Annotated in this window: 9 protein-coding genes; 3 read left to right on the top strand and 6 right to left on the bottom strand. The window is 45.4% G+C overall.

Annotation, left to right across the window (positions count from 1 at the left end):
- The first annotated feature begins 451 nt into the window (after positions 1 to 451).
- Entirely contained in the window at positions 452 to 5,653 is a 5,202-nt protein-coding gene (locus GA520_RS12365) for an AAA family ATPase (RefSeq protein WP_163339795.1), read from the top strand.
- 623 nt (positions 5,654 to 6,276) lie between these two features.
- Here GA520_RS12365 and GA520_RS12360 read toward each other — a convergent pair.
- Positions 6,277 to 6,492, bottom strand: coding sequence for a hypothetical protein (locus GA520_RS12360; RefSeq protein ID WP_163339796.1), 216 nt, complete (start codon positions 6,490 to 6,492; stop codon positions 6,277 to 6,279).
- Between GA520_RS12360 and GA520_RS12355 the strand changes: the two genes are divergently transcribed.
- Both GA520_RS12355 and GA520_RS12350 read left to right on the top strand, forming a co-directional pair.
- The gene (locus GA520_RS12355) at positions 6,493 to 7,356 is read left to right on the top strand and encodes a GGDEF domain-containing protein (protein WP_163339797.1); all 864 of its coding nucleotides are present in this window, start codon (positions 6,493 to 6,495) and stop codon (positions 7,354 to 7,356) included. It begins immediately after the preceding gene.
- 240 nt (positions 7,357 to 7,596) lie between these two features.
- Positions 7,597 to 9,078 carry a sigma-54-dependent Fis family transcriptional regulator gene (locus tag GA520_RS12350; protein ID WP_163339798.1) on the top strand — a complete coding sequence of 494 codons (1,482 nt, stop codon included), beginning with the start codon at positions 7,597 to 7,599 and terminating at the stop codon, positions 9,076 to 9,078.
- Positions 9,079 to 9,193: 115 nt separating this feature from the next.
- Here the strand turns inward: GA520_RS12350 and GA520_RS12345 are convergent, their stop codons facing one another.
- The 5 genes from GA520_RS12345 to GA520_RS12325 all read right to left on the bottom strand — a co-directional run bounded on the left by GA520_RS12345 (position 9,194) and on the right by GA520_RS12325 (position 13,430).
- Complete coding sequence (locus tag GA520_RS12345) at positions 9,194 to 11,881, bottom strand: GNAT family N-acetyltransferase (protein WP_163339799.1); 2,688 nt, start codon at positions 11,879 to 11,881, stop codon at positions 9,194 to 9,196.
- Between the two features lie 32 nt (positions 11,882 to 11,913).
- Positions 11,914 to 12,204, bottom strand: a complete 291-nt coding sequence (locus tag GA520_RS12340) for an aminoacyltransferase (RefSeq protein ID WP_163339800.1) — start codon at positions 12,202 to 12,204, stop codon at positions 11,914 to 11,916.
- A gap of 85 nt (positions 12,205 to 12,289) precedes the next feature.
- On the bottom strand, positions 12,290 to 12,946 hold the full coding sequence (locus GA520_RS12335; RefSeq protein WP_163339920.1) for a hemolysin III family protein: 657 nt from the start codon (positions 12,944 to 12,946) through the stop codon (positions 12,290 to 12,292).
- Positions 12,947 to 12,976: 30 nt separating this feature from the next.
- Complete coding sequence (locus tag GA520_RS12330; protein ID WP_163339801.1) at positions 12,977 to 13,198, bottom strand: DUF3185 domain-containing protein; 222 nt, start codon at positions 13,196 to 13,198, stop codon at positions 12,977 to 12,979.
- A gap of 82 nt (positions 13,199 to 13,280) precedes the next feature.
- A complete protein-coding gene (locus tag GA520_RS12325; protein WP_163339802.1) occupies positions 13,281 to 13,430 on the bottom strand; it encodes a lmo0937 family membrane protein in 150 nt (49 codons plus the stop codon).
- Positions 13,431 to 13,766 lie beyond the last annotated feature (336 nt).

Genomic DNA, 13,766 nt, shown 5'->3' with positions numbered 1-13,766 from the left:
TCAGTTTTTTGTGCCCTTCAGCTATATCGCCTGAGCCAATCGACAGAAATCAAAACCACTTTTTTAAACTGGGCGTCCTAATATGGCACTATTCAGTGCTGTATGGTCGCATCTTGCTAGTTTAATTCATGGTTCAGTTATTTTGATACCAACTTCGCCATTAAACCAGCTAGGACAGCTCTGTTGCTTGCCGCTGGTACCGGAGTAGGCTCGTACTTTAACCAGGCAGGACTGCAAATAAGCTTACGAAAAATAATTTATTCACAACTATCTATCCACGATGCAATTCTTCATAAGAAGTCATGATCAAGCACATGGTCATGTTGATTCAATAAGAAGCTACTAACCCCGGTAAATGGGAAAAAAGCCGGGATAAGTTCCTTCAAGAAATTCTTTTCCAAGAAGCAAGAAAAGAATTTCTAAGTCACTAATACGCTAAGGATAAATGCCATTGATTGATTCAGCTAGTTTGACAAAAAAACACTTGAGCCCCCATCAATTAAACATACCGCATAAGCTGTTTGGCCGTAATAGTTCAAAGCAGTTGTTGCTATCGGCTTTTGACAGGTCAAGCTGCGGCTCTGGAGAAATACTTCTGGTTCCTGGGCAATCAGGAATAGGCAAGACCTCTCTGGTTCAATCACTTCAACTCCCAATAGAGGCAAAGAACGGCTGGTTTGTCCAAGGTAAATTCGACCAGTATCAACAGAATACTCCATATTATGCAGTCAGGCAGGCTTTGTTGCAGTTGTGGCAAAAAATGCATCCCGATACTGACGGTGAAGTTAAATTGCTGCATGGAAGAATCAGGCAGGAAGTCGGTGATCTTGGCTCACTTCTGGTGACGCTTATTCCTGAAATTGGTCAAGCTTTTGACAAACAGACACAGATAGAGGAAATTGGTCTTTTTGAGGCTCGCCACCGTTTTGCCAGTGTAATCAAAAAATTTCTTCAGGCTGTCTGCCTGCCTGACCATCCAACTGTCATGTTTATTGATGACTGGCAGTGGGCCGATTCTGCATCTCTGGAGCTGCTTAAACAACTTCACCTTGAGACTCCCTTACGGTATTTCCTTCTGATTGCTTCATATCGTGATGACGTAATTGGCAAAAATCACCCCCTTGCTTCTGTATTTACAGGTTTACAAAGTCATCACACCCCTCCCGAAATGATTGAAATTAGGGAACTTACGAAAACAGATATTAAGGATTTAATCTTTGATGCACTCAAAGGTCCAATAAATGGTTTTGATGAGTTGACAGACTTTATCCTCAATCACACCAAAGGGAACCCCTTTTATATACGAACCATGCTCGAATATTTTCATGAGAATTCAATCCTCTGTTATGATCCTTCAGGAAACATCTGGAACTGGACTGATGACAGTGACTCCTTACCAGAAAGTGTTGTCGGTATGTTCGTAGAACGCCTCAAGCATTTTAACCAAACGACTCAAAAGCTTCTGTCTCTCGCTGCTTGTCTTGGGAATCGCTTCAGTCTTTTAGATTTGAGCATGATTAGTGGAGAATCTATAGAATCGTGCAGGTCAACCCTCTCGCTTGTCGCAGATTTGAATTTGCTCTTGCCGGAAGACGCTGTTGGCAGTGAAAAAGCATCGCATCCGGACTCTTACAGGTTTATACACGACAGAGTGCAGCAGGCGGCTTTTCTTTTGATAGAAAAAGAAAAACTTTGTGAGACCCATTTAATTATCGGTCGTCAACTCCTATCAAGTCTTTCGGAAGCAAAACTTGATGAGCATATCTATAAAGTTCTTGAGCACCTCAATTCTGCCAGTTCTCTCATAAATACTAAAGATGAAATAAATCGGATGATACAGTTGAATATGGCTGCTGCGCGTAAAGCGAGATTGGCGACTGCTTTCGGCGCTATGTTAAAATTCAACCGTGCAGCGCTTAGTTTTGCGGAAAAAATTGAGGGAGGTATTAACGAATTCTGGAAAAACCATTATGAGCGTGCCTTGAATCTGTTCAGGAATCTTGCTGAAAGTGAATTTATAGAAGGAGATAAAGAACAGGCTGAAAGTATCATTCAGAAATCACTGAAGTTTACAAAAACCTCTGTTGAAAAAGCAGAGACACTCAATATTCTTATTGTCCACTACACGTTGCTCGCTAAATATGTCGAAGCGATAGAGGCCGGCCGTCAAGCTTTGCTGGAACTTGATATTGTCCTACCTGAAAATGATTTTGAACAATTTCGAGACGAAGAGATTTCGCTGTTTCAAAAACTTCTTGGAGACCGGACAGTTATGTCACTGGCTCAGTCACCAGTCATGGAAGACCTCGAGAAGCGAACCGCCGCTAAACTTCTTATCACTTTAGGCCCTCCCTGCTACAGAACTCACCAACGGTTATGGAGTGTCATTGTTCCGAAGGTTGTGAACCTCACCATCACCCATGGTCTTATACCGCAAATCGGCTACTCACACACTGCTTTTGGAGGGCTTTTAGGCTGGGTACATAATGATTATAAAACAGCCAGAGAGCTTGGTGAGCTGGCTGAACAGGTCATGGTGTCTACAGTTGAATCTCCATCTGATCAAAGTGTTTTTTATCTTATGATCGGCAGTTCGATACGGCACTGGTTCAAACATTTAAGGGATGCCAGTCAGGACTATCTCAAGGCCTATCAAATAGGTTCGCAGGGAGGAAACCTGCAATATGCTGCATACGCTTTTGGTCATAATATGTATTGCCGGTTTTATCAGGCGATTCCAATCTCTGAGTTGATTTATGAAACACAGCAGTCACTTGTCTTCAGCAAATCGCGGCGTAACCAGTGGGCCATTGATATGCTTGAAGGTGGACTGTTAATTTTTAATCAATTGTCTGCTGAAACCAAAAACAACTCTGACAATCGGCTTGAAGAAGAATATCTTGACCAAGTAGAGAATCATCACAACATCCAGGTTTTGTGTATTTATCGAATAGTAAAAACATTTTCCCTTCTTCTGTTGTGCGAACACAAAAAGGCTTTGGCACTGTCAGATGAAGCCGAGCTATTGATGTACACGGTAGGCACACAAGGATTGCTGCCATGGCCGGAGCATGTTTTTACACGCTTTTTAATCCTTTCCGGACTCTATCGAAATGCAGATAGAGAATCACAATGTAAGTGGCGTTCTGAATTAAATCGGATTTTCGAACAATTGCAACTTTGGTCAGATTCTTGTCCGGAAAATTACAACCACAAACTTTTGTTGGCTTCTGCAGAATTAAAACGGCTTGATGGCCATGTTACTGATGCCTTGGTGTTCTATGACCAGGCAATCAACTCAGCAAAAGCGGGTGATTTCCTTCAGTGGGAGGGAATAGCCAATGAACGGATGAGTCTTTGTTGTCAGGAATTTGGCAATGATACGTTGGCACAAATTTATTGGCAGCAGGCATATAGTATTTTTCATCGCTGGGGTGCCTCTTTAAAAGTCCACTTAATGGAAATGGAATTTTCTAACCGTATTCTGTCTTGGCAGCAACATGCTTTACCAGAGAAAATTGATACCATTGAAGCTGATTTGAACATAAAGATTTTTCTTGAAAAGCAGGTCGAAAACCTCAGAAGTCGTGCTTTGGAAAAAGCGGAAGTATTGCAAAGCAGAGAAATCAGCAAAGAAGCTGCTGACCTGGCGAAGGCAACTGAACGTTTACGTCTGGAAGTTGTTCAACGCAAACGGGTAGAAGATGCGCTTCGGATGAGTGAGAACCGCCTCAAAAACCTCATTCAAAATTTACACGCAGGTGTTGTTGTTCATGCACCCGACACCAGCATACTGCTTGCCAACGAACAAGCGTCAATGCTGCTTGGATTGTCAATTGAACAAATGATGGACAAGACCGCCATTAACCCAGTCTTGCGTTTTCTTTACGAAGACGGTTCCGAGATGCCGATTGAGAAATATCCTGTGCGGGTGGTTATTGCGACGTTAAAGCCGTTACTGGGCAAAGTACTCAGCATCAACAGGCCGGGCACCGACGACCTCATATGGGTCTTGGTGAATGCCTTTCCTGAACTAGACAATACCGGGCAATTGCTGCAGGTAATCGTGACTTTCGTGGACGTCACTGAGCTCAGGCAAGCTTTGGAAGCATTGCGCAAAAGCGAGGCCCTGCTAAATGAAACCGGACGGAGCGGAAAGATCGGCGGATGGGAAATCAATCTCAACAATCAGGTGTTGGCCTGGACTGAGGAAACCTTTCGCATCCACGAACTGCCGCCTTCCCGTCAACCCGATATTGCAGAAGCCATTAACTACTATCATTCGGACGATCGGAGCATGATCTCCTCGGCGGTACAATATACGATTGATACCGGCACCCCATTTGAATTAGAGGCACGTTTGATCACGGCGAAGAGCAACCAATTGTGGGTTCGGGCTACCGGGCAAATCATCACACAGGATGGGCTGAATATCGGAATCTGTGGAAGTCTTCAGGATATCACCGAACGCAAGCAGGCCGAAGATGAAAACCAAAAGTTGAACATACAACTCCGACATGCCCAGAAGATGGAGGCTATCGGTACCCTGGCCGGGGGGATTGCCCACGAATTTAACAATATGCTAACCATCATCATGGGTAACAATGAACTTATCATGGAAGAATTACCCCAATACAGCTTGGCCAAAGAGAGTGCTGAAGAGATCCAAATTGCAGGATTACGCGCCAGGGATGTGGTGAAACAGCTATTGACCTTCAGTAAACAGGATGATTCTGTTAAAAAGGTAATGGATGTTAAACTTGTAGTACAGGAATCCATGAAACTTATTCGCTCAACAACCCCCGCAAATATAAAGATAGAGCAAAATTTGTCAGCAGATACATATCTGGTCAAGGGCAATGACTCTCAAATAAGCCAACTCCTAATAAATTTATGCTACAATGCTGTTGACGCTATGCTGGAAAAGGTAGGTAAACTCACTGTTAAACTATCAAATGAAACCATTGAAAAACAACAAACCAAGTATCATTCAAAGTTAAATCCCGGGCAATATACTAAGCTAATGGTCAATGATAATGGTATCGGAATGAATACTGAGACTCTTGAGAGAGTATTTGAACCCTTCTTTACAACCAAAGATGTTGGAAAGGGTTCAGGTCTTGGGCTGGCTATCGTTCACGGTATCGTAGAGAGGCATGACGGTGTGATAATTGTCGACAGTCATCCTGGACAGGGAACTGCTTTTACGATACTTTTGCCAACTTATGAAGGCCCGTTCAAGCAGGAAATAGACAACCAAAATGATCTACCAACCGGAGATGAATACATTCTGTATGTTGACGACGAAAAAGCGATAGCGCATCTTGGCAAACGCCGTTTGGAAAGTCTTGGTTACAGAACTGAATCAACCACCGATCCGTTAAAAGCACTAGAAATGGTGAAAGCAGATCCACATAGATTCGACTTAGTGATCACAGACATGGCTATGCCAAATTTGACAGGTGATCAACTGATTGTTGAAATCTTGAAAGTTCGGCAGGATATGCCGACAATCATATGTACCGGTTATAGTGCTAAAATGTCCGATAAAAAGGCAAAGGAAATGGGTGTCAGTTCATTTGCCATGAAGCCTTTGGCTAAATCCGATCTGGCAATAAAAGTACGGAAAGTATTGGATGAAGCGAAGAATTAGATTTAAGAATCGCTCACCAATTCATGACCAGGAAAAAGGCCACACCCTGGTCTCTTGCTCTTCCACATTGAAGATCGTGTTTAACTCTATAATGCATGAAAGATTGTAAGGCTAAATCTAGAACAAATTGATGTTAGCTCCAGATTGACATTCCTATATACGCAATTATGCTCCTCCAAAATCCTTCTAAGTAACTAAAAATTATTTTCTCTTAATTTTAGTTACTTAGAAAGTTTGGTTCAGTCTCGGCTGAATGGGGCGCTAACAACAAAGAAGCAAATTCAGATTAGAGCTTGTCCTTGAATCTCCCCGAAATGACAAGCAATTCGAGTAACTGACATTGCCTCTAACGCTCATAAGACCTTGTCTTTGGTAATCTTTATTCTAAAGATACTCCATTTCTGAATAATTCCATTGAAATGCCGAGTTCTACCCTGTCAGAAATAAGCTCAAATCGGACGTTGAATTCACAGCAATGTATTGCCAGGATATACAGTATGATATACAGTATGGTGCCTCTATCGCATTCAAGGAATGGCTCAGAGGTAGTAAGTAAGAAAGGATGATACTCTCCTAAGCCGACGGACTCAATTTTTTTGAGCAGGGGATCTGAATTACTTTTTTTACTTTGCATCTACTTCAACCGGGTTCAGTTCGGCACCGCTGACCCGCAATTTACTTAAAGTCCAGAAATCATTATTTGCCTGGAGAACAAAATAATGATGCGATACAATGGAAAATACATACGTTACCATTGTAAACGGTTCAAAAGGTAGCTGGAAAAGACAATACTCCATATACATCAGTTCTGGTGCACGACGCAGTCGTGGTTGACACATATGACTACACATTTCTCGGATGCAGGTAAGGATACGACACGCAGGCTCGTTGAAATTGAATCAAAAAATCGGATCACCTCAAGATCCATCGGAGAGATGGGCGATCGGCCAGAACTTCTCAAGCAATATCTTGAGTCTTCGATTGCGAATACTTTTTCAGAGCTGCTTTTCCGACTGACACACGAAATTTATACAGAAGATAAAGCTACTGAATTATGGCGAGGCATACTTGCTCACAGGAATATTCTCAAGGAGCAATTAGCACGTGATGTGGGTATGCTTGTAGCTGCCCTGGATTATCTCACAAATATTTCCGGTGATATTTTAAACCCCAAGATTATAGACGATCTGCAGCTTGAAGCCGCCGCAGGTGTAGCCACACGCGATTCCTTAACGGGACTCTATGTTCGGGGGGTGTTTGATTACTCCCTGAACCACATGGTGCAAGAGCATCACAGGCACCATCGAGCCCTGTCATTGCTCCTTCTTGATATTGATGATTTCAAGAAAGTAAATGATTTGTACGGGCACCAGGCAGGGGATGATGTACTTCGAGTTATAGGAAAAACCATTCTCGATAATCTCCGCAAGACTGATTTCCCTGCCCGCTATGGAGGTGAGGAGATTGCTGTAATCTTACCACAGACCTCACTTCTTCAGGCTATCGAAAAGGCCAATGCACTTTGTGATGTTGTGCGACACTGCTATATCCAAGGCTGTCCTTCAATTACCGTGAGTATAGGAGTTGCCTGCATTCTGGAGCCGGAATTACTCACAGATGCCAATCAACTGGTAAGGCAGGCTGACAAGGCGTTATACATTGCAAAATGTAATGGAAAAAACAAGGTGGCGAGTGTTGCCTGACATCTTCGTACATTCACTTATGGAGTGTCTTTGAAAGGGTGCCTTATTACTCTATGTAGAGGACGCAAAGGGCATGTAAACTGTAATTAAAAATATTTCAAAACAATGTGTTGCGTGGCTCAATTGTCGGTTTTTGCTGCTTGCGACAGAACCAAAAATCTCTACGTTTTTCTTGAGTTGAATAATGAGTGAAATGTGTGAAGTCAGTCAGCTCGAACAAACGGGTGAGTAGAGATGCAAATGCGGAAAAACTTTCTACTCTTTTTTGATGAAATTCTGGGGGCAGTCAGAGAGCCACTGCTTCTCCTCGATGATGAGCTGCGGGTGGTAAGGGCCAACAGGGCATTCTACCAGTTCTTTGGGGTCGATCCTGGCGAAACAGAAGGAGAGGTCATTTACCATCTCGGTAATCATCAATGGGATATTCCCCGACTCAGAGAACTCTTCGAGACCATCCTGCCCGAGAATACCGAATTCAATGACTTTGAAGTTGAACATACCTTTGAGGCCATCGACTTCAAGATTATGCATCTCAATGCTCGGCGTATCTGCAGTAAGACTGAAGAAAACCAGTTGATTCTCCTGGCAATTGAGGATGTGACCGAGCGCGAATATAGTAGGCGGAATCTTGATGAAATTGTGAAGCAGCGAACAGTCGAACTCCGGAAATCACGGAAAAATGCAGAAGACAGCAGAGAAATTGCCGAAACCGCTCTTGAAGAGATTAAAAAGTTAAAGGATCAGCTTGAAGTTGAGCGAGCGTATCTGCTGGAAGAGATCAAACTTGAGTTCAACTATGACAATATTATTGGTCAAAGCAACGAAATCAAATACGTTTTCTATAAGATTGAACAGATTGCTGCAACTGACACAACTGTCCTGGTACTGGGAGAAACAGGGACAGGCAAAGAGCTGGTTGCTCGAGCTATACACGATTTGAGTCAGCGTAGAGATCGTGCCATGGTCAAGATGAACTGTGCCGCTCTGCCTGCAAACCTGATTGAGAGTGAGCTGTTCGGGCATGAGAGAGGCGCCTTCACGGGGGCCAACACCAAAAGGATAGGACGGTTTGAACTTGCCAACGGCACGACCCTTTTTCTTGATGAAATTGGTGAGTTACCCTTGGAGCTGCAGCCAAAGCTGCTACAGGTAATAGAAAGCGGCAAATTCGAGCGGTTGGGTAGCTCGCATACGCAAAATGTCGATGTGCGCATTATTGCCGCTACCAATCGTAATCTTGAACGAGAGGTACATGAGGGGCGATTCAGGAAGGATCTCTGGTATCGGTTGAATATTTTCCCTATTACCTTGCCAGCGTTGCGCGACCGTCTGGATGATATTCCGCTCCTGGTAAAATACTTCGTCCGAAAGATAGCCAAGCGGTTAGGCAAGAAGATCGACATCATACCCGCAAGTGCAATGACAACCTTGCAGAATTATGGTTGGCCTGGAAACGTACGTGAACTTGAAAATGTCCTTGAACGGGCGGTTATCAATTCGTCCGGGCCTAAACTCAATCTCTTTGATGAATTGAAACAATCACCCAGAAGTGCCACGCCAAATGTCCAAACGCTTGAAGCGGTTGAACGAGAACATATTACCCGGGTGCTTGAGCAGACCAATTGGAAAGTGAGCGGAAAAAACAGTGCGGCCGAAATCCTTGGTATAGAACGCAGTACCTTACGCGCCCGGATGCGTAAGTTAAATATCCGTAAGGTGTAACTTCTGTTTCACCCGAAAATTCTTACTGCTAAAGTGAGGCAAGGATTCCCTCTCGATTTTCAACCAGCGTTCAGTTGTCTATCGGGCGCTATTGGTTCTTTCGGGGAAATGTCTGTTAATCGTTGGAGACAGTTTGGTTGCCTCCCAGTTGAATAGTCAGTTCATATTCTCCTGCGTTGGAACTGTGCTGAATCTCAAACCCCAATTTCCTGCCTAAGGCCGACATGCCTCGGTTTTCTTGTAAGGCGATACCGAAAACTGTTTTGAATCCTTGTTTTTCTGCAACTTTCAGGCAGTTTCCAAGCAGTTTTGCACCGATTCCTTCACCTTGCCAGGCATCTCCCACCAGGACAGCAAACTCACCGGTTTTGCCATCTGCATCTCCTATGATTCGGGCAACACCCAGGATGGTGTCGGTATCTGCATCTTCATCCATGGCCACCAGTGCAACCTCCCGATCATAATCGATCTGGGTAAAGCGGACCAGCATCTCAGGCTGTAATTCTTTGATATGCCCAAAGAAGCGGTGGTAGATAGTTTTCGGGGAGAGGACGTTGAATAAATCTACAATAAGATGAGCATCCTCAGGTTTAACCGGGCGAACAAGAATGCGGCGTCCACCGGTACTGATAATATGGGATTCGTCCTCATCCGGGTAGGGGGCGATCACCAGGTGCAGGGGTGAGGCCACTCTAACCGGTGAAATGAGAATTCGTGAATTCGCGACGATGGCGTTACCATCTTTAATCAGAACTGGGTTCATGTCCAGTTCTGCGATCTCAGGGAAATCGATCAGGAGTTGAGAGAGCCGTGTTATCATCTCTTCGAGCTGCTCCAGGTCTGCATTAGGACGGTTGCGATATCCCTGTAACAGGGTGAATGCTTTGGTCTCCTGCATGAGACGACGGGCAAGCAGCCGATTCATAGGTGGCAAGCCCAGTGCTCTGTCATGCAGCACTTCCGTGTAAATGCCGCCCATACCAAAGAGGATAATCGGGCCGAAATTTGCATCTCTCCTGGCCCCGAGGAGAATCTCATAATCCGGCCTGGCAACGTACGGCTGAATCATTACTCCGGCGAGCCGGGCATCGGGCTGATGTCGATTTGCCGAGGCCATGATGTGGCTGTAGGCCTCACTGACATCTGTATCGCAACGCAAATCCAGTTGTACTCCACCGACATCGGTTTTATAGGTGATGTCCGGCGACGACAATTTCATGACCAGTGGATAACCCAATTCCCGTGCGATATCTATGGCCTTGGCCTCAGTTGTGGCGACCTTGGTGCTCATGACCGGAAAACCATAGGCCGCAAGTATGGCATTGGAATCCATTTCCGAAGCGACTCCTCCGGTTGGTATAGCGGTAATGAGCTTTTGTGCCTTTGCCTGATCGAATGCCATAAACGGAATACGCTTGGGCGGAATCTCCAAAAGCAACTCAAGGCCTCGCGAATATTCGACCATATAGAGAAAGGCTCGAACGGCTCGTTCCGGTGTCTCATAGGTTGGGATTCCGGCACTGTTGAGTATTTGCAGAGATTGCCAGATTGCTTTTCCACCCATCCAGCAGGCAAAGATGGGATGGCGATGTCCCTTGATGGCTGTGACGACCATTTTGGCCACGGCAATCGGCTTTGTCATAACCTGAGGGGTCAGGATAACCAGTATTCCGTCAATATTTTTTGAACCCAGGCATATCTCAAGAGCTTTGCCAAAACGCTCCGGCGTGGCATCGCCAAGGATGTCGATGGGGTTGCTCCGGCTCCAGAAGGATGGCAGGAATGTATCGAGGTCATGAATGGTTGCAGTGTCAAGGATTGCCGGCTCGTGCCCGAAATGGGCGAGGGTATCGGTAGCCATCACACCCGGTCCTCCGCTATTGGTGAGGATCGCCAGTCTTGAACCTCGCGGCAGCGGTTGTTTGGCCATCAGCTCTGCACAATCAAAAAGCTCCTCGATGGTATCGACGCGCACAATACCGGCGCGTTTAAAGGCGGCGTCATATACCGCATCTTCTCCGGCCATGGCACCGGTATGAGAGCTCGAGGCCCTGGCACCGGCGGCACTTCTTCCTGACTTGAGGACAATAATGGGCTTGATCCGTGATACTGAACGGGCTGCACTCATGAATTTCCGGAAATTTGATAGGCTTTCCATATAGAGCAGAATGCTTTTCACCTGCGGATCGTTACCAAGGAAATCGATCATGTCGCCCATATTGACGTCAAGCATGGAACCGATGCTGACAAAATGGCTGAAGCCGATGTGCTCTTTTAACGCCAGATCAAGAATAGCTGAACAGATGGCACCGCTCTGGGAGACAAATGCCATGTTCCCTAATTCCGGCATTTCGGTGGCAAAGCTTGCATTCAGATGTACTCCTGGCCGGATAATGCCCATGCAATTAGGTCCAACAATACGAAGGTGGCCCCTGCGGGCGACCTGTAGAATTGTATTTTCTATTTCCCGTCCCTCTTCACCAACTTCCTTGCCACCTGTAGAGACGATAATGGCACTGCCAACCTTTCGTTCCACGCATTCACTGACAATATCGACAACGCTGTTAATCGGTGTCGCAATGATAGCAAGGTCCACTCCCATCTCAAGATCAGAAACAGATGGCAGGCATGTGAGGCCGTTGATGGTCGAATACTTTGGATTCACCGGCAGCAACGTGCCGGAAAATCCAGCGGCCGCAAGATTTTTCAGCAGGGTATTGCCGATCTTCCCTGGTTGAGCACTGGCACCTATCACGGCTATGTGACGCGGGTTAAATAGGCGATGCAGATTCTTCTGGCTCATGGTTTTCCTCTCACACTCTCTCTCAATATGGATCAATCCTTAAAGGTGGTGACAGCATCTTCAAGAGTCGATTGCAGGACTTTCCAGGTGTTTTCTACGCCGTCTACCAGCTGTTCCCACCCCTCATCATGCGCACTCTCCAATTCAAGTAGTCTCTTTTTCGTGCTGGCGACATGCTGCTCAATCTCATCCACATGTTTGGCATGTCTGGCACGAGCATCAGTATCCAACCTTTTCGCCTGATCCTTAAATTCAGATAACCGGGCCTGAATTTTTTCCAACTCGGCATCGATCTTCTCTTTGTAGGCATCTTTTTTCTTCATGACGTTACTCCTCTGTGGAAGGTGAACGATCTGTGCAGGCTTCTAAATTTCATGGGTGTTAACTCATCAGTTCCAGTAGGCAGTATCAGGTCGCATACCAGAGCACAGCGAAATAATGGCACAGGGTTCCGGCCATAACAAAGAGGTGCCAAATAAAATGGCCATATTTCAGCCTGGAATCGGTTGCGAAAAAGGCTACACCGATTGTGTAAAACAGCCCCCCGGCAAAGAGCAGCCACAAGCCTGTTCTGGGGACTTCGGCCAGAAATGGCTTAACCGCGATAACGGCAACCCATCCCATCAACAGGTAGAGAGAGGTGAAAAGTAGCGGGCGGGAGGCGAGATAGAACATTTTCAGCGTTATGCCGATGAGTGCCAGACCCCAGATCACACCGAATAACCACCAGCCCCATGGTCCGTGTAATGCTCCAAGTGCAAACGGGGTGTAGGTGCCGGCGATAAGTAGAAAAATGGCAGAGTGCTCAATGACTCGAAAGACACGTTTGGCCTTTCCCGTGGGTAGCGCGTGATAGAGCGTTGAAAAGAGATAGAGGGTTATGATTGTCGCGCAAAAGATAGTTGTCGCAACGATGAATCCTCCGTTTTCATATCGTGCTGCCTGGGTTATGAGATATGGTGCTCCGACAAGGGCGGCGATGAGCCCTATCCCATGACTGATGCTATTGGCAATTTCTTCTGCGAGTGACTGCTGACGAGGTTTCTCTACAACAGAGATACACATGTCGAGTCCAGATCCATTTGACTGCACTGTTCATCCCTTTCTTTTACCAGTGACCAGCAAAACAATACCGCCCACTAGACAAATTCCGCCGACGATTGGTGGAAGCGGCAGTGTCCTGGTTTTTTTTGCCGTCATTTGGATGGGACCGAGATCTACGACTTTCTCGGTTGCCGTGTAGCTGATACCTTGATAGGCAAAGACTGCAATCCCCAAAGCTATAAGAATGACAGCTATAACTGTATATGATTTCATATCGTCCTCTCTGTTGACATCATGATAGACCAAGAGTTTGAATGTGATGTTGTCTAGAGTTTTCAAACTCTATTTTTTCAGGCTACAAAAGCCTTCGACCTTTGATGATGTTCAGTAGAACAACAATAACGGCAAGTATCAGCAGGACATGAATAAACCCGCCCATGGTGTAACTGCTGACCAAACCGAGTACCCACAGAACTAAAAGTATTACAGTAATCGTCCACAACATACTATTCTCCTTGTAAAAATATAAATAATGACCTGAAACTCGTATAAACCCTGATGAGATTCGAACATGTTTAGTTGTCGTTCAAATCCAGAAGTGCGTCAACAACCATACCGGTTCCGATGGTGATCAACAGAATATCGCTTGCCACACGTACGTAACGATGATGTGATGGCAATGATCCCGGTAAAGAGAAGTGTCGTGAGAAAATTCTTTCGCATAATTATGTCCTGTTTAAAAATATGGGTTATCCCGGTTTTATTGATGTGCTGGGGCGTGACCTGTCAGCCAATCACGATAACTTGCTGGGCATAACCCATCTGCTAACCGATCCTGCTA

The sequence above is a fragment of the Desulfopila sp. IMCC35008 genome, assembly GCF_010646885.2.
Classification (GTDB): domain Bacteria; phylum Desulfobacterota; class Desulfobulbia; order Desulfobulbales; family Desulfocapsaceae; genus Desulfopila.
The sequence above is the reverse complement of the archived record's forward strand: the minus strand, read 5'-3'. Positions and strand labels throughout refer to the sequence as shown.

What these genes read in the sequence shown, in the direction of transcription:
- GA520_RS12360 (WP_163339796.1), bottom strand. Translation starts at nt 6,492, where the DNA reads ATGTGTCAACCACGACTGCGTCGTGCACCAGAACTGATGTATATGGAG.
- GA520_RS12355 (WP_163339797.1), top strand. Translation starts at nt 6,493, where the DNA reads ATGACTACACATTTCTCGGATGCAGGTAAGGATACGACACGCAGGCTC.
- GA520_RS12350 (WP_163339798.1), top strand. Translation starts at nt 7,597, where the DNA reads ATGCGGAAAAACTTTCTACTCTTTTTTGATGAAATTCTGGGGGCAGTC.
- GA520_RS12345 (WP_163339799.1), bottom strand. Translation starts at nt 11,881, where the DNA reads ATGAGCCAGAAGAATCTGCATCGCCTATTTAACCCGCGTCACATAGCC.
- GA520_RS12340 (WP_163339800.1), bottom strand. Translation starts at nt 12,204, where the DNA reads ATGAAGAAAAAAGATGCCTACAAAGAGAAGATCGATGCCGAGTTGGAA.
- GA520_RS12335 (WP_163339920.1), bottom strand. Translation starts at nt 12,946, where the DNA reads ATGTGTATCTCTGTTGTAGAGAAACCTCGTCAGCAGTCACTCGCAGAA.
- GA520_RS12330 (WP_163339801.1), bottom strand. Translation starts at nt 13,198, where the DNA reads ATGAAATCATATACAGTTATAGCTGTCATTCTTATAGCTTTGGGGATT.
- GA520_RS12325 (WP_163339802.1), bottom strand. Translation starts at nt 13,430, where the DNA reads ATGTTGTGGACGATTACTGTAATACTTTTAGTTCTGTGGGTACTCGGT.